This window comes from Novosphingobium rhizosphaerae, assembly GCF_050920675.1.
Lineage (GTDB): Bacteria > Pseudomonadota > Alphaproteobacteria > Sphingomonadales > Sphingomonadaceae > Novosphingobium > Novosphingobium rhizosphaerae.
In genome coordinates, this window is sequence record NZ_CP137861.1 from 4,375,072 (window position 1) to 4,396,196 (window position 21,125).

Here is a 21,125-nt window from a genome sequence, read left to right on the forward strand (position 1 = left end):
CAAGCCGGATTTCGCGCTCAGGGGGCAGGCACTTGGCAAAGTTCCTGCCCCTTTCTGTCCCGTTTTCAAGGATATGCCACCGTGCCCAGATTACAGCCGATTGCCCCATCCGAACTCAAGACCCGCCTTTACATCGACGGTCAGTGGGTCGACGCGCTGGCGGGCGGCGAGATCGATGTCATCAACCCCTTCGACGGCTCTGTCCTGACGCGGGTGGCCGAGGCACGCGCCGAGGATGTCGACCTGGCCGTCGAGGCCGCGCGCGCGGCAGCACCGGGCTGGGCACGCCTGCCCGCGCACGAACGCGGCCGGCTCCTGCTCAAGCTGGCCGATGCGATCGAAGCCGATGCCGACTACCTCGCCAGGCTGGAGGCCACCAACACCGGCCACCCGGTGCGCGATTGCATCGGGCTCGACGTGCCGCGCACGGTGCTGTGCTTTCGCTATTTCGGCGGCATGGCCGACAAGCTGGAAGGTTCGGTCATCCCGGTGGACGCGGGCTTTCTCAATTATGTGAAGCGCGAGCCGATCGGCGTGGTCGGCCAGATCGTGCCCTGGAATTTCCCGCTGATGTTCGTCAGTTGGAAGCTCGGCCCCGCGCTGGCAGCGGGCAACACGGTGGTGATGAAGCCCAGCGAAATCACCCCGCTGTCCACCCTGCGCGTGGCCGAACTGATCGAGCAGGTCGGCTTTCCCAAGGGCGTGGTCAACATCGTCACCGGTTATGGCAACACGGCCGGCCAGCGCATTGCCGATCACCCCGGCATCGGCAAGGTTTCCTTCACCGGATCGACCAATATCGGGCGCGAGATCGTGCGGTCCTCGGCCGGCAATCTCAAAAAGGTGCAGCTCGAACTGGGTGGCAAGGGACCGAACATCGTGTTCGAGGACGCGATCATCCCGGCGGCGGTTGGCGGATCGGCTTTCGGCATCTTTCACAACCAGGGGCAGGCCTGCATCGCCGGCTCGCGCCTGATCCTGCATGAAAAGATTGCCGATGAATTTCTCGATCGGTTCATCGGGCTGGCCCGTTCGATCCGGCTGGGCGATCCGCTCGACACCGACACCGAAATGGGGCCGCTGACCTCGCGCGTCCACCACGAGCGCGTGCTGTCGTATGTCCAGGTGGCGCAAGACCAGGGCGGCGAAATCCTCTCGGGCGGGCAAGTCCCGGCCGCACCTGAACTGAGCAAGGGCTTTTTCATCGAGCCGACGATCGTGCGCGCCGCACCGGGCGACCGGGTGCAGCGCGAAGAAGTCTTCGGCCCCTTCGTAACGGTCACCACGTTCAAGACCGACGAGGAAGCGATCGCCATTGCCAATTCGACCGATTATGGCCTCGGCTCAGGGCTGTGGACGCAGAACGTAACGCGGGCGCATCGCTTTGCCGACCAGATCCATGCCGGCATGGTCTGGATCAACTGCTACAAGCGGGTCCATCCCGCCTCGCCCTTTGGCGGCGTGGGCGTATCGGGCTATGGCCGCGAGATGGGCTTTGAAGCGATGCGCGAATATACCCAGCCCAAATCGGTCTGGGTCAATGTCGACGCGCAGATTCCACCGTTCTACGCACGATAGGATACTTGGCTGGGCGCGCTATGGCGGCGTGCCCAGCCCCCATTCCCAGCGGTCCACCTCGAACCGCGCGAACAATCCTGCGTGCCAATAGGGATCGCCTTCGAGATAGCGCAGCACGGCGCCACGGTCGGGCGCTTCGAGAACCAGCATGGTTCCATTTGCCGCCTCGCCACGGTCGTCCACGACCATGCCGCCTGCTACTGCGCGCACGCCGTGATGCTCCTGCCGGATATAATCGCGATGGGCGGGCCGCACGCGGGCACGGATTTCGGCCGACGTGGCGGGCTCGTCATAGGCGCGGAAGATGAAATAGGGCATGGCCCGCTATCCGATCACCACCAGGCCCGCCGCATCGACGCGCAGCGGCACGGGATCGAGCTTGCTGCCGACACAGGCGCCATCGATGCAGAGCCCGTCCTCGACCTGGAACACCGCCAGGTGGCGGCGGCACATGATGCGGCGGCCATCGCGCGCAAGAAACTCGTTTTCGCGCACGTTGAGCGGCAGCGAGTAATGCGGGCACAAGTTGAGATAGCCAAAGACCTGCGCGCCCTGGCGGATGACGAACATCCTGAAGGCGTTGAGGCCCGTGCCAAAGACATATTCCCTTCCGCCCGCCCCGATATCGGCGATGGGGCCCAGTGCCGTTCCGGGCGCGGGGGCCTGCGCCCGCAAGCGCCAGGTTGGCTCGGCCTGCTCGGCTGGTTCCATGGCTCCCACTGCCGCTTAAAGGGCGTGCGGGGCGTGAAAGCCGCCCTTGACGAACACCAGTGGTGACGCCGTGCCCTGCCCCAAGGCCTCAACCGCGCCAACGACCAGATAGTGATCGCCGATCTCGATCACCGATTCGGTTCGACATTCCACCCAGGCGGCCGCGCCGTCGATCAGCGGCAGGCCGGCCGGGGTGACCCCGCAGGCAACCTCGGCAAACTTGTCTTCGACTTTCGAGGAGAACGTCTTGCAGAGCGCGACCTGCTCGGCCGACAGGACGTTGGCGCAGAACCGCCCGGTCTTCTCGATCTTGGGCCAGGTGCCCGAACCCTTGCCCGGAAAGAAGCCGACAAGCGGCGGATCGAGCGAGATGGACGTGAACGTGCCCACCACCAGCGCGAACCGTTCGTCCCCTTCGCACGCCGTGATCACCGCAACGCTCGTGGGGCAGCATCCCAGAACGTCACGGAAGGTTCTCGGATCGGTGGCGTCCAAAATCGTGCTCATGGGCTGTCGCTTCCTAACCTGCTGTTGTCCCGCCGATCGGAACAGGCCTGCCCAGGCGGCATGCCTGCCGGCGTTCCATGCGTCCAGATCGGCCGCGACCGCTGGGCGGACGGATCGACTTTTGCGGCTTACCGGCGGCCGGCCAAACCTGAAAAAGCAGTCCCAGCCGCCGCACAAAGCCGGCGCGACCGCACGCTTGCTCAAGGAAAACCCAGTGCCAGAAGCCTTTATCTGTGATGCGATCCGTACCCCGATCGGGCGCTATGCCGGTGCGCTGTCATCGCTGCGTGCCGATGACCTGGCGGCCATGGCCTTGCGGGCCCTGGCCGATCGCAATCCGGGCGTGGACTGGGCCCAAGTCGACGATGTGATCCTGGGCTGCGCCAACCAGGCGGGCGAAGACAACCGCAACGTGGCGCGGATGGCCAGCCTGCTGGCCGGGTTGCCGCTGGGTGTTTCCGGCACGACGGTCAATCGCCTGTGTGGCTCCGGGCTTGACGCCGTGGCGATCGCGGCGCGCGCCATCAAGTCGGGTGAAGCGGAACTGGTGATTGCCGGCGGCGTCGAAAGCATGAGCCGCGCGCCCTTCGTCATGCCCAAGGCCGAAACGGCATTTTCGCGCGCCAATGCCATCTTCGACACCACGATTGGCTGGCGCTTCGTCAACCCGGCGATGAAAGCCGCGCATGGCGTGGATTCGATGCCGGAAACGGCGGAAAACGTTGCCAGCGAATATGGCATCTCGCGCGAGGACCAGGATCTCTTCGCGCAAGGCAGCCAGACCAAGGCCGCGGCCGCACAGCAATCGGGCCGCCTGGCGCGCGAGATCGTGGCGGTCTCCATCCCCCAGCGCAAGGGCGAGCCCCAGCGGGTCGAGCGCGATGAACATCCCCGTGCAGTCACGCTTGAGGCGCTGGCCGCACTGCGCCCGGTCGTGCGCGCCGATGGCACCGTGACGGCGGGCAATGCCAGCGGCGTCAACGATGGCGCCGGCGCGCTGATCATCGCCTCGGAAGCGGCCGCCAAGCGCCATGGCCTTGTCCCGCGTGCGCGCATTCTGGGTGCGGCCACGGCCGGGGTCGCGCCGCGGGTGATGGGCATCGGGCCGGTGCCGGCAACACAGCGCCTGCTAAGCCGCCTGGGCATCGGCATCGACCAGCTCTCCACGATCGAATTGAACGAGGCCTTCGCCAGCCAGGCCCTGGCCGTGTTGCGCAAGCTTGGCCTGTCGAGCGAGGACCCGCGCGTCAATCCCAATGGCGGCGCCATCGCGCTTGGCCATCCGCTCGGCATGTCGGGCGCGCGCCTGGCGCAAACCGCAACGGAAGAGCTGGCGTTGACCGGCGGGAACCTGGCCTTGGCAACCATGTGCATCGGCGTGGGCCAGGGCATCGCCATGGTCATCGAGCGGGTGTGACCGGGCTCAGATCGCGTTGATATCCACCACCGTGGGAATCGTATCGTTGAGCAGGATGATCTTCTTGGATGCGATGGCCCACCCGCCCTCTGTGGGAACCAGCCGGTATTCATAGCGCCCGAAGAACACGTCGGTCCGATCCATCCGCACATCAAAGCGATGGCACGTGAACGCCGCCGACACCGCCCCGCTTGCGGCATCGGTAACCAGGATGTTGGCAATCATGTGCACCACGCGCGGCGGCGGGGTCGACGCCACGGAAAGGCCCGATTGCAGCCGCATGATGCGATCTTCCAGATTGCGGCGGCCGCGATAGTAGATCAGCGAAAGCTCGCGCTCGGGATCGGTCGAAAGCGTGCCCTCGTCGCGCCAGGTGGGCATCCAGAATTCGATATCGGGAGTGAACAGCGCCAGCCATTCGGCATAGCGGCCGGTGTCGATCAGCAGTGCTTCGCGATAGAGCAGGTCGCGCGCCGCCTCGTGCGTCAGGGCCGCGGTCATGCCTCCAGCTCCTTTGCCATGCGCGCCACCCACGCGCGATAATAGGTCTGCAACAGCGTTTCATCGCACAGCCGCGAATCCGCCAGTACGCTGCGATCGGGCTTGAGGTCGATGCGATCGCCAAACCGATTGCCGCCGGCAACGCTGGCGGTCATGCCGCGCCCATGGCCTTGCAGCCAGGGGGCGACCATGCCGGCAAAGCCCGCCTGGCAGTTTTCGTAAGACACCGTGTCGTCGGGCGTCGCCATGCCGGTGGGGTTGAAGAAATCCTCGTACTGCCGGATGCGCTGGCGCCGGGCCGCGGCACTTTCGCCCTTGGGCGCAATGCACCAGGTGCGCATTTCGGTCATCCCCGGTCCGATCGGACGGATCACGCGCAACTGGCTAGACGCATTTTCGGCAATCTGAAGGTTGGGAAAGATGGTGAGGTTGCGCATGTTGAACATCCAGTCGCGCTTGCCCTCGCCCAGCCGCTCGCCCAGCGCGCCCGCCTGCTCGTAGAGCGGGATGGCCGGCGTGATCCCGAAGATTCCCCAGTTTAGCACATGGCCATGGGCAAAGCTGAAGCTGCCCCCGGCCACGCCCTGGGCCTCTTCCTTCCAGTAGTCGCTGTTTTCCCAGACAGAGGCGACGACATCCGCGCTCATCTCCTGCTGCCGTCGTTCCAGCACGCTGATGTAAGAGGGATGCGCCGAGGTGAAGTGATAGGCGTCTGAACAGTTTTCGAGCTGCAGCTTCCAGTTGGCGGCAAAGGTGAAGGTCACCTGGCCCGGCACCAGTTCCAGCCCTTCCTCGCTTTGATCGGCCACCAGATCGAGCAGCTTGGCCGCATCTCCCAGATAGTCGGCCAGCGTCATCTCGCCCGCGGCAAGACTGCCGAACAGGAAACCGCGATAGTTGGCAAAACGCGGCAGCGCCGCCAGCCCGTGGTCATCGCGGTCGAACGCCTCGGCATAGCAGCCCGCGCTTTTCCACTTGATCGCCCGGTTGCGCCCCGCGCTGTCGAAGCTCCAGCTATGATAGGGGCAGACATGCAGCCGCGCGTTGCCTTGGCGCAACTGGGCCAGGCGTGCGCCCTTGTGCGGGCAGGAATTGACGAAAGCGCGCAACTGCCCCTCGCCATCGCGCTGCACCAGGACCGGCACCCGGCCCACTGTGGTGGTGAAGAAGTCGTGCGGCCCGGCGGCCTGCGATTCCATGCCCAGGAACACCCAGCCCTGTTCAAAGATCGCACGCTGTTCTGCCGCAAACACCGCGGCGTCGGTGAATATTGCGCGGTTGACTCGGAAAACGCCGTCCTCTGGTCGATCGTCCACCAGGTCGCGCAGTGTGAAATTGCCCATCGTCCGTCTCCCGCTCGGCTCAGTCGATGATGGCTTCGATCAAGGTCGGCCCATCGGCCGACAGCGACCAGGCCAGCGCTGCATCCAGCGCAGCGGTGTCGTGCGCGGAGCGGCCGGGCACGCCATGCCCGGCGGCCAGCGCCACGAAATCCAGCTCCGGAAAATGCGTGCCGACCAGTTGCTGCATGCCGAAATGACGGCCGAAGTGGTGCAAGGCTTCATACCGCCCGTTCTTGAGGATCAGGAACGTGATCGGCAGATGCCATTGCGCCGCGGCATGCAGTCCCTGGATCGCGTACATCGAAGAGCCATCGCCCAGCACCGCGATCACCTTTTCGTGCGGCCGTGCCAGCGCCATGCCCACTGCCGCGGGCAGGCCATGGCCCAGCCCGCCGCTCGCCGTGGTATAGAACGTGTTCGGGCGCACGATCGGCAGGTGATCGTGCATCGGCCCCCGGCTGGAAGGCGCTTCTTCGACGATGATCGATTGCGGCGCGCGCAGATCGGCAAGCCGTTGCAGCACATAGCCATCGGTCATCGCCGATCCATCGAGCCGGGCGGGGCGCGCCAGCGGCGCCGGCGCAACGCGCGGGGGCGGGCTGGACAGGGCAAGCAGGGCATCAAGTGCGTGATGGCACTGCGCCACGATTGCCCGGCCGGCCGGGGCCCAGGCGGCATGCACGTGATTGTCGCCGATCAGCCACACCTTGGCATCGGGCGGGGCGTGGGGCCCCTGCCCTTCCACGTGATAGAGATGGACCGGCCCGCCCAGCCCCAGGATCACGTCATGCCCCGCCAGCGCACCGACAATCGCCTCGCGACTGGCGGTAAGGAAGCCGCCAAACAGGGCGTGGTCTTCGGGAAAACCGCAGCGCGCCGCCATGGGCGCCACATAGACGCGGGCCTGGTGGCGTTCGGCCAGGGCAACCACCTGGTCCCAGGCGCCGTCCCGTGCCACGCCGGCCGCCACCACCAGCGCAGGCCGCCGCGCGGCATCGAGGCTGGCCGCGCATTCGGCGATCGCCGCCGGGTCTGCCAGTCGATCGGCATGGACCTGCCGGGCCCGATGCGGCGGGCATGGCTGGTCCCAATCGTCGATCGGGATGGAAACGAAAGTTGGCCCGCGCGGCGGCTCCATCGCCACCAGCCAGGCGCGCTCGATCGCCGCCGGCACATCCTGGGCGCGGGCCGGCTCGCACGCCCATTTGACGAAGGGACGCGGGAACTCGGTGGCCCGTTCGGCAAACAGGAACGGCTCGAACGGCAGGATCGAGCGTGCCTGTTGCCCGGCCGTAACCACCAGCGGCGTCTGGTTCTTCCACGCGGTGAACAGGTTGCCCAGGGCGTGGCCGACACCGGCGGAACTGTGCAGGTTGACGATGGCCGCGCGGCCGGTGCCCTGGGCAAAGCCATCGGCCATGCCCAGCACCACACTTTCCTGAAGCCCCATGACATAGCGAAAGTCTTCGGGAAAATCGCGGAACATGGGCAGTTCGGTCGATCCCGGATTGCCGAAAACCGTGGTCATGCCCAGTTCGCGCAACAGCGCAATCGTCACGTCACGCACGGTCTGCATTGGCAACTCTCCCGGTGTTTTGCGACAGTCTGACGCGCTCAACGATAAGCACAATTGCAAATTGGGCCAAAAGCCATAACCTGGCTGCATGGATTTTGACGAACGTGAGTTGAAAGCCTTTCTCGCCGTGGCCGAATGCGGCAGCCTCGGCCGTGCCTCGCGCCAGGCCAATCTCACCCAGCCCGCGCTCAGCCGCCTGGTCCAGCGCATGGAGGAACGCTTGCAGCAGCCGCTGTTCGATCGCACCACGCGCGGCATGGTGCTGACCGATCCGGGCGCGCTACTGCTTCGCCATGCCCGCCATCTGCTGGCCGAAATGGACACGCTGCGCGATGAACTGGCCGCCTATCGCGGATTGCGGCGCGGCGTGGTGCGCGTGGGAGCCGCAGCGGCAGTGATGCGCACGCTGGTGGCCACGCATGTCGGCCGGATGCTGGCCAACAATCCCGACCTGACCTTCGAAGCGATGGAGGATGTCGATAGCGGGCTGGTGCGCTCGCTGGAACAGCGCCTGATCGACCTGGCGATCACATCGGGCCGGGTCGAGGACGATGCCGAGGACGTGCTGTGCCTGGGCCAGTGCGACCACACCGATCTGTTCGCGGTGTTCTGCGCCGCCGATCACCCGATTGCCGACAGCCCCGATCTGGCCAGCGTGTTTGCGCAAGGCTGGGTCATGCCCGATGCCGGAATGACCCCGCGCACCCGGTTCGACGCGCTGGCACGGCAACTGGGTCACCAGGCGCGCGTGGTCGCCCGCACCAGTTCGGTCGAAACCATGATCGCCATTGCCGGGGCCAGCCGTTTGCTCTGCTGGCTGCCCGTTCCGCTGCTGGCGCCCTACGTTGCCGGCGGCCAGTTGCGCCGGCTCGACGTGCCCGCGCTGGAAACGCAGCGACAGTTCTGGGTCTATCGCCGCCGCGCGGGTCTGCTGCCCGATGCGGCGCGCTTTTTCCTGCGCTATATGCCGGTTCTGCCGCCGGGTTGACAGCGCCAGAACCGGGTCCGGATACTCGCACCCACATGGGCATGTACGCGTGCCCATGCACGAGGGAGAATTTTCGGATGCAGCAGATTGTGGTGATCGGCGCCGGGGCGATGGGCTGCCTGTTTGCGGCAAAGCTGGCCCTGGCCGGGCATGCCGTGACCGTGACCGACGTTGACCAGGCGCGCATGGCCACCATCGCGGGCCAGGGCATCGACCTGGCGCTGGACGATGGGCGGTGCAACGCCCGCGTCGATGCACGGCCGGCAGCCGAGATAACCGGACCGGTCAATCTCGTGATCCTGTTCACCAAGGGCATGCACAGCGCCGGCGCGATCGCTTCGGCCGCGCATCTGGTTGACAGCGGCTGCACCGTGCTGACGCTGCAAAACGGGCTGGGTAACACCGATGCGATCGCCACGGTGTTTCCGCGCGATCGCATCGTCTGGGGCGTTACCGATTTTCCCGCCGACCTTCATGGCGCCAACGCCGTCGCCTCGCACGGACAAGGCCACGTCTGGCTGGCGGGCTTGACCCAAACGGCCGACGATCGGGCGCGGGCGGTGGCCAGCGCGCTCGACCAGGCCGGTCTCAACGCCCGGTTCGATCCCGCGGTCGAAGCGATGGTGTGGGACAAGGTGGCTTTCAACAGCGCGCTCAATGCCCTGTGCACGCTGGGCCAGGTGCCGGTCGGCCGGCTCGACTGCGCGCCGGCACGCCGGATCGTGGGCCTCATCGTCGACGAAATCGACGCCGTCACGCAGGCCGAAGGCATCGCGTTCGATCGCGCCCGCACCATGGCCAAAGTGGATTTCGCCCTGGCCAACCATGGGGGGCACAAACCCTCGATGCTGCAAGACAGGCTGGCCGGCCGGCGCACCGAGATCGAATCGATCAACGGCGCGATCCTGGCCATCGCCGCGCGGCATGCAGTGGCCACCCCTACCCTGCAAACAATCACCGATCTGGTTCGCCTGGGAGAACCCGCCTGACAAACCGGACAGGCAGCGGAACGATGTGTTTTCAGGAGCGAGAAATCATGCCGCCGCGCGGCGACGTTCGTCCGCAATCCAACGCACATAGCCGACCACGGCAAGGCCGGTCATCGCGGCATAGAGCCCTGCGGTTGGCAAAAGCCCCTTGAACACGAACATGCCGACATAGACGACGTCGACCGCGATCCACAGCAGCCAGCTGGCTGCCTGCCGGCGCGCGGTCCACAGTTGCGCGACAAGGCTGAAACTGCTCAGCGCGGAATCGAGCCAGGGCAAGGCGGCATTGGTATAGCGGCTGGTCAGCCAGCCGATCGCCAGCGCGCCCAGTGCCCCCACGGCCAGTCCTGCGCCAGCCTCATGCAGCGGCAGCGGGCGCACGGCCACTTCGCCTTGCGCGTCCCTTCCCCGCGCCCAGGCAACCCAGCCATAGACGATCGACAGGCCGAACAGCGCCTGCAGCACCATGTCGGCATAGAGCCGCACATCGAGGAACAACTTGAAGTAGAGCGCGCAGGCCACCATCCCCAGCGGCCAGCACAACATGTGCCGGCGCGCGGTCAACCAGATGGTCAGGAAGCTGACGATGACGGCAACGATCTCGAGCATGGACATGGTGCGCTTTTGCGGCACGTTCGGCGCCACGACAAGGCCGGCCTCACTGGCCCGCCACCACCCCCAGCAGCGCCTGCCCTGGCGGAGTCTTGAACCAGTCGGCATGACCGATGAGATAGCCATGCCAGGCAAGATCGGCATCGGCCCTGCGCGCCAGCACGCCGTGGAAATAGTCGACCTCGGAGAGGGCGAATTCGATATGCACGAGCGGCAGGAGCCGCGCGAGCAACTGGCGATCGCCCGCTGTCAGCGGCCGTTCCTGCGCGTAGCCTGCCAAGAGCGCGCGGGCCGTCTCGGGCTCGGCAATGGAGACAGCTTCGTCCAATGGTGCGTCGGGTTGCAGTTCGAGCCAGCGAACCGCACAGCGCTCGAGCGCTGTCGCCAGGTCGTGCAGTGCGCAAGTCCGATCGGCCAACCCGAAATCGAGGACGCTCGCCACGGTGCCATGCTCGGTCCACAGCAGATTGGAAGGATGCCAGTCATTGTGCGTCCAGAGCGAAGGCTGCTGCGCAAGCAACGGCGCCAGTGTGGCTGCGTCGTGGTCGGCCAGGACCCGGCCCAGCTGGCCGGTCCAGTCCAAGGCGGCACAATAGTCTGCCAGCGCCGGCCGCGCCGCGACATAGGCCTGGGCCGCGGCCAGCGGATCGGCGGCCGGCAGGATCGACAGGCTCGTCACCAAGGGGCGGGCGGGACGGGACGGCGCGGCAAAATCCTCGGCCGCGCGATGTAGCCGTGCCAGCATGGCGCCGCTGGCGCGGGCATGGCCAGGATCGAGGAACGGGGTCCACGATTGCCGATCGCGATAGAGATCCAGCCCAGGTGCCTTGCCGTGCACTTCCCAGGTCCAGTCTCCGATTGTCACGGCCCCCGCACCATCATGGGCGGTCAGCACCTGGGCCACGGGCAGGCCGCGAGCGCCGAGATGCGCGATGAACGCATGTTCGCCAGCCAGCGCTTGCGCATCGCGCAGACGGCGATGGTGCCGCTTGAGGAACAGTTCGCCTGTGCTGGTGCGCGCAAGCGTGGCCGAAGAGAACGGGCGCGGCGAATGCCATTCAAGCCGTGCCAGCCGTCCCGCCGTCGGGAAGTGCGCCAGTGCCTCGGCCGCTTCAACAGCGGTGATTGCGGGCCAACTCGGCGCTTCAAGGCCGGTGCCCATGCCATGGACACGATGTTCCCCTGCCACCATCGTCAACTCGGTCGATCAGCGCTGCGCGACAAAACGATACTCCGCCAAAGTCTTGACGATCTGGCCGTTGGCATCGACCAGGCCGATGCCGATCCCGACCACCTGTCCCTGCGCCTGGGGCGGGTGCTGCGCGCGCGTGGCGAGATAAGTGCCGAGCGCCGGATTGGTTTCGTTGGCCAGCAGGGTGAGGTGCGGATCGAACTGCATGAACACGTTGGGCGAACCATAGCGTTCGAACGCGGGCAGCTTGGCCGGATAGTCCTTCATCCAGGCCGGGGGTGCCAGGTCGTGATCGCGCAGCGGCTCTGCCGCCAGGGTCACTTCATCGGCCAGCCGCTGCAGCGCCGGGGTTCGGTTCACGCGCAGGAACAGCCAGTTGGTGGCTGTGCGCTCGATGCCGTCCACCGCCAGGGGAATGGCCTGCCGGCCCCGCGCCAGCCGGGCGATCGCGGCTTTCAGCCGGGGCAACGCGCTGGCGGGATATTGCGTGAGATAGAGCGTGGCATGCACCGCCTGGCCGCGCGCGCGAAACGTCGTCATGCCCAGCTTGCCCAGATCCGCGCTGGCCTGGTCCACGGCCGCCACGATCGGCCGCGAAGGGATCGCGTAGATGTCGACGCTCACTTTGGCGGGCAGATCGGCTTGCGCGTGGGCGGGCCCGACGCTGCCCAGCGCCAGAGCGAAAGCCAGGATTGCGTGGCGCATCTTCATGGTGTTGGTCCTGCAAGGCGTGGCATCACGCGCGGCCTTGGCGCCTGCGCGCCGGGCTTGCAACCGCAATCCGGCGCGCAGTGACCATGGCACGCGTCAGGCCGTGGCCCGCGCGATCAACCGGCCCAGCCGCTCGGCAAAGGCGCGCGGATCACGCGGCGGTTCGCCATCGACGATGCGCGCTTCGTCCAGCAGCAGATGCGCCGCATCCACGCGGAGCTCGTCTTCGGCCGGCAGCGCGGCCAGGCGCACGATCTGGGCATGGGCCGGGTTGACCTCCAGCACCGGGGCCGAACCCGCCGGCAATTGCCCGGCATTGGCCAGCAGCTTTTCCAGCTGGCGATCGAGCCCGCTTTCGCTCGCCACCAAGCACACCGCGCTGTCGGTCAACCGGTCCGACGCGCGCACGTCGGATACCGCATCACCCAGCGTTTCCTTGACGAAGCCGAGGAACGCACCCACCGCGTCGCTTGCCTCCGCCTTGGGCGCCTCGGCGCCTTCGGGCAGCGGGATCAGGCTGAGATCGGCCGCCCCTTGGGTGACCGACTTGAACGGCTTGCCATCCAGGTCGATCGCGCCGCGCACCCAGAAGCTGTCCACCTGGTCGGGCAGCAGCAGCACTTCCACCCCGCGCGCACGGAACCCTTCGAGCTGCGGCGAACTGGCGATGCGATCGAGGTCGCTGCCCGTGGCGTAATAGATCGCGGTCTGGTTTTCCTTCATCGCCGCGACATAGTCCTGCAGCGAACGCCATTCCCCGCCCGAGGTGGTCGTCTTGAAGCGGGCCAGGCGCAGCAGTGTCTCGCGCCGCTCGAAATCCTCGTAGAGCCCTTCCTTGAGCACCGCGCCGAACGTGTCCCACAGCCTGGCATAGGCAGCGGGATCATCCTTGGCGGTCTTTTCCAGTTCGCCCAGCACCTTGCCGGTCAGGCCTTTCTGGATCGCGGCCAGGATCGGGCTGTCCTGGATCATCTCGCGCGACATGTTGAGCGGCAGGTCGGCCGAATCCACCAGCCCGCGCACGAAGCGCAAGTAGCGGGGCAGCAGCTCGGCCTCGTCGGTGATGAACACGCGGCGGACGTAGAGCTTCATCCGCCCCTTGCGATCGGGATCGAACAAGTCGAACGGCCGGGTTTCGGGCACGAAGGCCAGCACCGAATATTCGTGCCGCCCCTCGGCACGGTAATGCAGGGTCAGCGCCGGATCATCCCACTGGCCGGCCACGCTGCGGTAGAAGTCCTTGTATTCCTCGGCCGTGATCGCGCTTTTCGGCTTGGTCCACAGCGCGGTGCCGTCGGCCACCTGGGTGCCTTCGGCGTCGGGCTTGTCCTTCACCGTGATCGGCACGGGCACATGGCCCGATTGCGCGCGCACCATCTGTTCGATGCGGGGCGCTTGGGCATAGTCGGCCGCGTCTTCCAGCAAGTGCAGCACGATGCGGGTGCCGCGCGCCGGCGCCTGCTCGGCCGCGACTGGCGCGATGGTGTAAGTGCCCAGGCCATCGGACGACCACTGCGCGGCGCCGTCCTGCCCGGCGCGGCGCGAGATCACGTCAACCTTCTGCGCCACCATGAACGCGGAATAGAACCCCACGCCGAACTGGCCGATCAACTGGGTGTCTTCCCCACCCTGGGCGGCAGCGACCCGGTCCATGAACGCCTTGGTGCCCGACCGCGCGATGGTGCCCAGCGTCTCGGCCATGTCGGCGGCGGTCATGCCGATACCGTTGTCCTCGATCGTCAGCTGCCGCTGATCGGCATCGAGCGTGATGGTGATGCGCGGGGCGGGATCGTCACCCAGCAAGTCGGGCTGGGCGATGGCTTCATAGCGCAGCTTCTCGCAGGCATCGGCCGCGTTCGAGATCAGCTCGCGCAGGAAGACATCCTTGTCCGAATAGACGGAATGCACCATCATGTGCAGCAGCTTGGCCACGTCTGCCTCGAAGGCGTGGGTTTGCGGAGCAGCGGCGGTTTCGTCCAGAACGTCGGCGGTCATGGGCGGGCAAGTCTCCATTGGTGAAAAAGTAAACCGATGGCTTGCAAGATGTGCCCCGCCGCAAGCGAGTTCAAGGGCCAGGCGATGCCCGCGCAGGGTTGCAGGCGATCATGCGGCGGCCGCGATTGGTGAAGGCTGTTTCAAGCCGCTATGAACATCTTTCATCACGCCTTCACGCCTGTTTTGTGCCACTATGGCGCCTTGGGCAGGCGCGAGCGCAGGCCCGCCCCGCCCAAATTCCACGTGCCAGATCCGTTCCATTGCGATATGCAACGGATATGCACAATGCCAACCGGGAATACTCCGCCACATGATCGAATTGACCATCAACGGCCAGAAGCGTCGGGTTGACGCCGAAGGCGACACGCCCTTGCTGTGGGTGCTGCGCGACGACCTGGGCATGACCGGCACCAAGTATGGCTGCGGCATTGCGCAATGCGGCGCCTGCTCCGTGATGATCGACGGTACGGTGACGCGCAGCTGCGTCACCCCGGTGGAATCGGTCGCCAGCGCACAGATCACCACGATCGAGGCGGTGGAAGCCGATCCCGTGGGCGCCCGCGTGGTGGAAGCCTGGGTCAAGCACCAGGTACCGCAATGCGGCTATTGCCAGTCCGGTCAGGTCATGGCGGCCACTTCGCTGCTCAAGCAGAACGCCAAGCCCAGCGATGCCGACGTGGAAGCGGCGATGACCAACTTGTGCCGCTGTGGCACCTACAACGCGATCAAGGCGGCGGTGCGCGACGTGGCCGGCCTGGCCACGCAGGAGCAAGGCGCATGACCGAATGGACACCGCTTGATCCCGCGCTCGCCAAGGTTCTGCCCACCGGCGATCCGGTCAATGTCTCGCGCCGGGGCTTTCTCGGCAGCGCCGGGGCTGGCGCGCTGGTGCTGGGCTTTGGCCTGCCGGTGGCCGCACGCGCCCAGGCCGCCGGCAGCGCGCCGGCGGTAACGCCGGGCACCCGCGTGCCCGCGTTCCTGGCGATCAATCCCGACAACACCATTCGCCTGCAAAGCCCGTTTGCCGAAGGCGGCCAGGGCGTGTGGACGGCCATGGCCCAGATCGTGGGCGAGGAACTCGATGCCGATCCCGCCACGTTCGTGGTGGAAAACGCGCCCACCGGGCCTGACTATCAGGTGGTCTATGGCCGCATGCGCATCACCGGCGGCTCGATGTCGGTGCGCACCAGCTATGACACCATGCGCCGCCTGGGCGCCAGCGCCCGTGCGCTGCTGATCCAGGCCGGGGCCCAGCGCCTTGGCGTGCCGGCAAGCCAGCTTTCCACCCAGCCGGGCCGCGTGGTGCACCAGGCTTCGGGCCGCAGTGTGACCTACGGGGAACTGGCGCCCACAGCGCTCGATCTGCCGGTGCCGGCCACCCCGCCCACGCTGAAAGACCCCAAGGATTTCCGCTGGATCGGCAAGCCGCAGGCGCGGCTCGACGTGCGCGCCAAGTCCACCGGCAAGGCGCAGTTCGCCATCGACACCAAAGTGGATGGCATGCTGCACGCCGCCGTGCAGCATGCGCCGCGCCTGGGCCTGACCGTGGGCAAGATCCGCAACGAAGCCGAAATCAAGGCGATGAAGGGCGTGCACTCGGTCCACGTGCTCGATGGCGCGGTGGCCGTGGTGGCGCAGCGGTTCTGGCACGCGCGCCGCGCGGTGGAAGCCGCGCAAGTCGATTGGGCCGAGCCGACCGGCGCCACCTATCGCGCGATGCCGGCCAGCTTTTCCACGCAGGCCCATGCCGCCCACCTCGCCACGGTACAGGGCACCGAGGAAGTGGCCGAAACCGCCGGCGACGTGGCCAAGGCCTTTGCCGCGGCCAAGTCCACGGTCAGCGCCACCTATCACAGCCAGTATCTCAACCATGCGCAGTTGGAGCCGCCTTCGGCGCTGGCGCGGTTCAACGCCGATGGCACGCTGGACATGTGGTTTCCCAACCAGGCGCCAGACATGTTCCTGGCCGAAGTGGCCAAGGTTGCCGCGCTGCCGCCGGAAAAGATCCGCATCCACTCCCCGTTGCTGGGCGGCTTCTTTGGCCGGCATTTCCTCTATCCGCACGGCAATCCCTATCCCCAGGCGATCGAGCTGGCCAAGCGGGTCAACGCCCCGGTCAAGCTGATCTGGACGCGCGAGGAGGAATTCCTGCGCGATCCGCTGCGCCCGATGGCCGCCGTGCGGTTTCGCGGCGCGCTGGACGCGGCCGGCATGCCCGTTGCGATCGAGGCGATCAGCGCCACCGAAGGGCCGACCGAGGGCATTGCCGACAAGCGCAGCGGGCAGATCGATCCCACCGCGCTCGAAGGGCTGGCGGGCAAGAGCTATGCCCTGCCCAACAAGCGCATTGCCCAGATCTTCGTGAAAAGCCCCACGACCGTTGCCTATTGGCGCTCGGTCGGCAATTCGATGAACGACTTCTTCTATGAAGCCTTCCTCGATGAACTGGCCGACAAGGGCGGGCAGGATCCTTATGCGGTGCGCCTGCACCTGCTTTCCGGCAATGCCCGGCTCACCACCCTGCTCAAGGCCGTGGTCGATCTTTCGGGGGGATGGAAGCGTGGGCCGTTCAAGGCCGCCGATGGCACCATGCGCGCGCGCGGCATGGCCATGGCCTCGCCGTTCGGCACGCAGACGGCGGCCATTGCCGAAGTCTCCATCGCCGATGGCCAGGTGAAAGTGCACGAGGTGTGGCAGGCAATCGATCCGGGCAGCATCGTCAATCCGGCGATCATCGCCGCGCAGGTAAATTCCGCCGTGGCGCTGGGCCTGTCGCAAACCCTGGTGGAAGAAGCCGCCTACAAGAACGGCGAGCGCGTCGCCCGCAATTTCGACGGCTATCCGATCCTCACCCCCGATCGCATGCCGCGCGTGCATGTGAAGATCGTGGAAAGCGGCGAAAAGATGGGCGGCATCGGCGAACCCGGCCTGCCCGCCGTGCCGCCGGCCGTGGCCAACGCGGTTTCGCGCCTGCGCGGCCAGCGCGTGCGTTCGCTGCCGCTGGGCACCGTGGCCTGAACTGGAATGGCCTGATTCCCCTTGGGGATCAGGCCAGCACCAGCGGCCCGGCCCCGCCCGCGGCCGGGTCTGACCAAGATGGCGCACCGTCTTCCAGGTGCCCGGCAATGCGCCAGGTCTGGCCGTCTGCCACGAAGGCCCGGTCGTACCAACCATGGCTGCCGGCCAGGTTCACTGCCACGCTGCGCACTTGCCCCGCGGCCAATCGGATGGTTTCGGGCGCCGCACCATAGGCCATGTCGCGCATGGCCAGCGCCAGCGGCGCAGGCCCAAGGTTTTCACAGCGCAGCATCGCCTGGCCAGCGCCGGTGCCACGCACACTCACCGAAAAAACGCCGGGCCGGCCGGTCAAGCGACGATGGAAGCCATCGGGGCCCAGCACGAAGAGATCAACCGGCGCATCCGTGCCGGGCAGCGGATGGGCAAGGTCTGCCCCCGCCCCCAGGGTATAGCGCGCAGGGCCAGCAGCAAGGTCTGCCAGGTCATAGACATGGAACACCGCCGCCCGCGCGGCCGATCGGTTGGCCATGACCAGCGCATCGGCTTGCAGGCGCGCATCCAGGCGATAGGGCGTGGGCCGGCGCCGGCGCAGCCCGGTTTCCTGCACCGGCGCGGCCAGTTCGGCCGGCAGCGGCGGGGGGATTTCCTTGAGCTTGCCCGCCGCGGCGCTCAACTGCGCGGTTGCCGGCAGGCCGGCCATGAACAGCCGCGTATCGGCACTGGCAAAATCAAAGCACGAGGTGAGATCGCCGCAGACCGCGCGGCGCCACGCGCTGATATTGGGCTCTGCCACGCCAAAGCGGGTTTCCAGGAAGCGCAGGATACTGGTGTGGTCGAACACTTCGGACGCGACATGGCCGCCTGCGCTCCATGGCGAGACGACATAAAGCGGCACGCGCGGCCCCAGGCCATAGGGCCGGCCGAGATAGGGCGCATCCTGCGCGCCCTGGCTGTGGCGGTGGTATTCGTCCTCGGCCGGGATGGTGGTGGCACCGTGCAGCCGCCCTTGCCCCTGGGCAGGCGGGGCGGGCGGCGGGACATGGTCGAACAATCCGTCGTTCTCGTCGAAATTGATCAACAGCACGGTGCGCGCCCAGACATCGGGGTTGGCGGTCAGCGCATCGAGCACGCGGGCGGTGTAGTCTGCACCCTGCAAGGGGGTTGATGCCCCCGGATGCTCCGAAAGCGTGGCTGGCGCCACCACCCAGGAAACCTGGGGCAGCTTGCCGGCCATCACATCGCCGCGCAGATCGTCCAGCGTGCGCGTGGCCAGGGTGCGCCGAGCCAGCAGCGCTTCGGCCGCGCTCGCCGTTGGCCCGCTCGCCCGGCGATAACGCTGGAAACCGACCAGCGGATTGTCGGAAAAGTTGTCGGCCATGTCCTGGTAGATCTGGAAGCCGATGCCCGCCGCCATGAGCCGTTCGGGATAGGTCGTCCACAGATAGCCGCCATGGCCGCGCGGATCGGCGCCGGCTTCGTCATAGCCGTTGTCGATCGCTGGGCCATTGGCGCGACCCAGGGGATCGTGCGTGCCGGTCCAGATATAGAGCCGGTTGGGATTGGTGCTCAGGTGCATGGCGCAGTGGTAGGCGTCACACAGGGTGAACGCTTCGGCCAGGGCATATTGGAACGGCAGGTCGGCCCGGGTGAAATGGGCCATGGCGTGGTTGTGCTTGGCCCGCGTCCACGCGCCCATGCGGCCATTGTCCCATGCGGCCTGGCTATCGGCAAAATTGTGCGGCGTGCCGAGCGGGCGATAGAGCCGGAAATCGTGCGCGGTATCGAGGCGGAACGGCGCGATGAGCGCGGGACTGGCCCCCTCGTGCTCGTTGGGCTGCACCAGCACGGTGCGGCGCGGGGCATCGGGCAACGCCGGGGCCGGCGCGGCAAAGCGATCGCCAAAGCCGCGCACCCCGCGCATGGTGCCGAAGTAGTGATCGAACGCGCGGTTTTCCTGGGTCAGGATCACCACGTGCGCCACATCCTGCACCGTGCCGGTGCGGCGATGGCCGGGAATATCCAGCGCGCGGGCAATGGCCTGGGTAAACGGCGCGGCGGCGCCCGCCCCGGCGGTGAGCGCGCGGATGAAACTGCGGCGATCCTGCATCGCAATGCCGGCCGGCGTTTCGTTCCTGGCGTGCTTGGGCGTCATGATCGTCTTTCGTGATAGCAAGGGCACGCGGTCTAGCTGCACGATATGGCGGCGCGATGACGGGGAGAAGCGACAGCTGGCGCTTCTCATTGGAAATATTTTGGCGCAATCGGAAGGAAACGAGACGGACAGGTCTCTAGGGACGGGAAAGAGGGAAAACCCAAAGCCGATGGAGGATGGGACGGGACCGGATCTGCGAGCGCAACTCGAGCGTCGCCGCGCCCTGGCGCTGTGGGTGGCGCGCGAGATCATGCCGCACGAACCGCGCATGCGTGCGTGGTTCGTAAAGCGGCGGATTGCGCCTGACGTGGTGGATGAACTGATGCAGGATGCCTATTGCCGCGTGGCCATGCTCGATACCGTCGATCACATCGACTGCCCGCATGCCTATTTCTTTTCGATCTGCCGCAACTTGCTGGCCCGCCGGCTCAAGCGGCAGCAGATCGCGCCGTTCGAAGCGATCAGCGAGATCGAAAGCTACCGGGACAGCGGCACTCCGTCTCCCGAGGAACAGGTCGCCGCGCGCATGGCATTCGACCGGGTGCGCGCCCTGCTGGCGCAATTGCCCGAACGCTGCCGGCGCATCGTGGAACTGCGCAAGATCGAAGGCTGGTCGCAAAAGGAAATCGCCGCCCACATGGGCATGACCGAAAAGGCCGTGGAAAAGCAGGTGTGGTCGGGCGTGCGCGCCATCCGCGCCGGTTGGGACCAGTTGGAACGTGAGCCCGATGGTCACCAGGCCGGGCGCAAGGCGGTATGACGATGGACCACAACACCGCTTCTGCCGATCGCGACCAGGCCGCCCGGTGGGTGGCCATGATGGATGGCGCCGGCTGGACCGCGCAAGACGAAGCCGGCCTGCAAGCCTGGCTGGCCGCCGATCCGCGCCGCCACGGCCTGCTGCTTCAGGCGCAGGCCGCCTGGCTGCTGCCCGACGTGGTCACGCCGCAAGCCGCTGCCGATGTGCCGCAGCCGGTGGGCGGCCGCCGTGGCTGGGCGCGGCGCGGCGTGCTGGGCGGCCTGGTCGCGGCCAGCGCCGTAGCCGCCGTGGCCACCCGCTTTGCGATGAGCCAGGGCGCGCAATACATCACCCGCCTGGGCGAGATCCGCCGCGTGCCGCTCGACGATGGCACGGTCATGACGATCAATTCCGACACCGCGCTCAAGGTCAACCTCACACCCCATGCGCGCGAGATCGAACTGGCGCAGGGCGAGGCCTGGTTCGAAGTGGCCAAGGATGCCCAGCGCCCCTTCGTGGTTGCGTCCGGCCCGGTGCGGGCGCAGGCGATCGGCACGGCCTTTTCGGTGCGCAAGCGCGAGGAAGGCGTGGAAGTGCTGGTGACCGAAGGCGTGGTGGAAACCTGGACCGCCCAGGATGCCAGCCAGAAGCTGCGTGTGGCCGCCGGGGAGCGCGCGATGATCAATGCCCGCGCCCTGGTGCACTATCAGGCAAGCGAGACCGCACCGGTCGATCGCGCGCTGGCCTGGCGCAACGGCATGATCGATCTCAACGGCACCACGCTGCGCGATGCGGCCGATGAATTCAACCGCTACAACCAGCGCCAGATCGTCATCGCCGATCCCGACGTGGCGGGCGAACAGTTCGACGGCCTGTTCCGCATCGGCGATCCGGAAGGCTTTGCCGAAACGATCAAGGCCACGCTCAACGTTTCCATCAACACCAGCGACCCACGCACCATCCGTATCGAGCGCGCGGCCGAGGTGAATTCCATGAAATAAATTTTCACATTCGCGGAAGGAAAACAGCCGGAGCATGTCTCTAGGCGGATACAGACCGAAAAGGTCTGAAGCGATACGAAATCCTGATGGGAGGG

General features: G+C 66.7%; 19 protein-coding genes. 8 read left to right on the forward strand and 11 right to left on the reverse strand.

Annotation, left to right across the window (positions count from 1 at the left end; translation table 11 throughout):
* Window positions 1–81: 81 nt before the first annotated feature.
* Window positions 82–1,578, forward strand: a complete 1,497-nt coding sequence (locus R9J51_RS19975; RefSeq protein ID WP_179505499.1) for an aldehyde dehydrogenase family protein — start codon at window positions 82–84, stop codon at window positions 1,576–1,578.
* An 18-nt stretch (window positions 1,579–1,596) separates the two neighbouring features.
* Here R9J51_RS19975 and R9J51_RS19980 read toward each other — a convergent pair whose 3' ends face one another.
* The 3 genes from R9J51_RS19980 to R9J51_RS19990 are packed head-to-tail and all read right to left on the reverse strand — an operon-like array spanning window position 1,597 to window position 2,796.
* Window positions 1,597–1,896: a YciI family protein gene (locus tag R9J51_RS19980; RefSeq protein WP_179505500.1), complete on the reverse strand. Its 300-nt coding sequence runs from the start codon at window positions 1,894–1,896 to the stop codon at window positions 1,597–1,599.
* A 6-nt stretch (window positions 1,897–1,902) separates the two neighbouring features.
* Window positions 1,903–2,289 carry a Rieske (2Fe-2S) protein gene (locus R9J51_RS19985; protein WP_168557822.1) on the reverse strand — a complete coding sequence of 129 codons (387 nt, stop codon included), beginning with the start codon at window positions 2,287–2,289 and terminating at the stop codon, window positions 1,903–1,905.
* Window positions 2,290–2,304: 15 nt separating this feature from the next.
* The gene (locus R9J51_RS19990) at window positions 2,305–2,796 is read right to left on the reverse strand and encodes a flavin reductase family protein (RefSeq protein WP_168557821.1); all 492 of its coding nucleotides are present in this window, start codon (window positions 2,794–2,796) and stop codon (window positions 2,305–2,307) included.
* 214 nt (window positions 2,797–3,010) lie between these two features.
* Between R9J51_RS19990 and pcaF the strand changes: the two genes are divergently transcribed.
* Window positions 3,011–4,213, forward strand: a complete 1,203-nt coding sequence (gene pcaF, locus R9J51_RS19995; RefSeq protein ID WP_179505501.1) for a 3-oxoadipyl-CoA thiolase — start codon at window positions 3,011–3,013, stop codon at window positions 4,211–4,213.
* Window positions 4,214–4,219: 6 nt separating this feature from the next.
* Here the strand turns inward: pcaF and R9J51_RS20000 are convergent, their stop codons facing one another.
* Genes R9J51_RS20000 through mdlC form a run of 3 tightly spaced genes read right to left on the reverse strand, consistent with a single transcriptional unit; the run spans window position 4,220 to window position 7,633 of the window.
* Entirely contained in the window at window positions 4,220–4,714 is a 495-nt protein-coding gene (locus R9J51_RS20000) for an aromatic-ring-hydroxylating dioxygenase subunit beta (protein ID WP_179505502.1), read from the reverse strand.
* The gene (locus R9J51_RS20005) at window positions 4,711–6,057 is read right to left on the reverse strand and encodes an aromatic ring-hydroxylating oxygenase subunit alpha (RefSeq protein WP_169475837.1); all 1,347 of its coding nucleotides are present in this window, start codon (window positions 6,055–6,057) and stop codon (window positions 4,711–4,713) included. The genes R9J51_RS20000 and R9J51_RS20005 overlap by 4 nt, the downstream gene beginning before the upstream one ends.
* Before the next feature lie 19 nt (window positions 6,058–6,076).
* The gene (mdlC, locus tag R9J51_RS20010) at window positions 6,077–7,633 is read right to left on the reverse strand and encodes a benzoylformate decarboxylase (RefSeq protein ID WP_179505503.1); all 1,557 of its coding nucleotides are present in this window, start codon (window positions 7,631–7,633) and stop codon (window positions 6,077–6,079) included.
* A gap of 88 nt (window positions 7,634–7,721) precedes the next feature.
* Between mdlC and R9J51_RS20015 the strand changes: the two genes are divergently transcribed.
* Both R9J51_RS20015 and R9J51_RS20020 read left to right on the forward strand, forming a co-directional pair.
* A complete protein-coding gene (locus R9J51_RS20015; RefSeq protein ID WP_179505504.1) occupies window positions 7,722–8,621 on the forward strand; it encodes a LysR family transcriptional regulator in 900 nt (299 codons plus the stop codon).
* A 77-nt stretch (window positions 8,622–8,698) separates the two neighbouring features.
* Window positions 8,699–9,610, forward strand: a complete 912-nt coding sequence (locus tag R9J51_RS20020; protein ID WP_432787702.1) for a ketopantoate reductase family protein — start codon at window positions 8,699–8,701, stop codon at window positions 9,608–9,610.
* Window positions 9,611–9,655: 45 nt separating this feature from the next.
* Here R9J51_RS20020 and pnuC read toward each other — a convergent pair whose 3' ends face one another.
* The 4 genes from pnuC to htpG all read right to left on the reverse strand — a co-directional run bounded on the left by pnuC (window position 9,656) and on the right by htpG (window position 14,120).
* Complete coding sequence (gene pnuC, locus R9J51_RS20025; RefSeq protein WP_179505505.1) at window positions 9,656–10,225, reverse strand: nicotinamide riboside transporter PnuC; 570 nt, start codon at window positions 10,223–10,225, stop codon at window positions 9,656–9,658.
* Window positions 10,226–10,268: 43 nt separating this feature from the next.
* Window positions 10,269–11,384, reverse strand: coding sequence for a phosphotransferase (locus R9J51_RS20030; RefSeq protein ID WP_179505506.1), 1,116 nt, complete (start codon window positions 11,382–11,384; stop codon window positions 10,269–10,271).
* Window positions 11,385–11,429: 45 nt separating this feature from the next.
* The gene (locus R9J51_RS20035; protein WP_432787705.1) at window positions 11,430–12,125 is read right to left on the reverse strand and encodes a 2'-5' RNA ligase family protein; all 696 of its coding nucleotides are present in this window, start codon (window positions 12,123–12,125) and stop codon (window positions 11,430–11,432) included.
* Between the two features lie 96 nt (window positions 12,126–12,221).
* Window positions 12,222–14,120, reverse strand: a complete 1,899-nt coding sequence (gene htpG, locus R9J51_RS20040) for a molecular chaperone HtpG (protein WP_179505507.1) — start codon at window positions 14,118–14,120, stop codon at window positions 12,222–12,224.
* A 310-nt stretch (window positions 14,121–14,430) separates the two neighbouring features.
* Here htpG and R9J51_RS20045 point away from each other — a divergent pair, with 310 nt between their 5' ends.
* Both R9J51_RS20045 and R9J51_RS20050 read left to right on the forward strand, forming a co-directional pair.
* On the forward strand, window positions 14,431–14,901 hold the full coding sequence (locus R9J51_RS20045; protein WP_179505508.1) for a (2Fe-2S)-binding protein: 471 nt from the start codon (window positions 14,431–14,433) through the stop codon (window positions 14,899–14,901).
* Complete coding sequence (locus R9J51_RS20050) at window positions 14,898–17,138, forward strand: xanthine dehydrogenase family protein molybdopterin-binding subunit (RefSeq protein WP_179505509.1); 2,241 nt, start codon at window positions 14,898–14,900, stop codon at window positions 17,136–17,138. Before R9J51_RS20045 ends, R9J51_RS20050 begins: the two co-directional genes overlap by 4 nt.
* Window positions 17,139–17,166: 28 nt before the next feature.
* On the opposite strand, the gene R9J51_RS20055 is transcribed toward R9J51_RS20050, so the two are convergent.
* A complete protein-coding gene (locus R9J51_RS20055) occupies window positions 17,167–19,290 on the reverse strand; it encodes a phosphocholine-specific phospholipase C (protein ID WP_432787709.1) in 2,124 nt (707 codons plus the stop codon).
* 169 nt (window positions 19,291–19,459) lie between these two features.
* On the opposite strand from R9J51_RS20055, the gene R9J51_RS20060 reads away from it, so the two are divergent.
* Both R9J51_RS20060 and R9J51_RS20065 read left to right on the forward strand, forming a co-directional pair.
* Window positions 19,460–20,050 carry an RNA polymerase sigma factor gene (locus tag R9J51_RS20060; RefSeq protein WP_246866320.1) on the forward strand — a complete coding sequence of 197 codons (591 nt, stop codon included), beginning with the start codon at window positions 19,460–19,462 and terminating at the stop codon, window positions 20,048–20,050.
* A 2-nt stretch (window positions 20,051–20,052) separates the two neighbouring features.
* Window positions 20,053–21,030 (forward strand): FecR domain-containing protein, encoded by a 978-nt coding sequence (locus R9J51_RS20065; RefSeq protein ID WP_179505510.1) that lies wholly within the window; start codon window positions 20,053–20,055, stop codon window positions 21,028–21,030.
* Window positions 21,031–21,125: the final 95 nt, after the last annotated feature.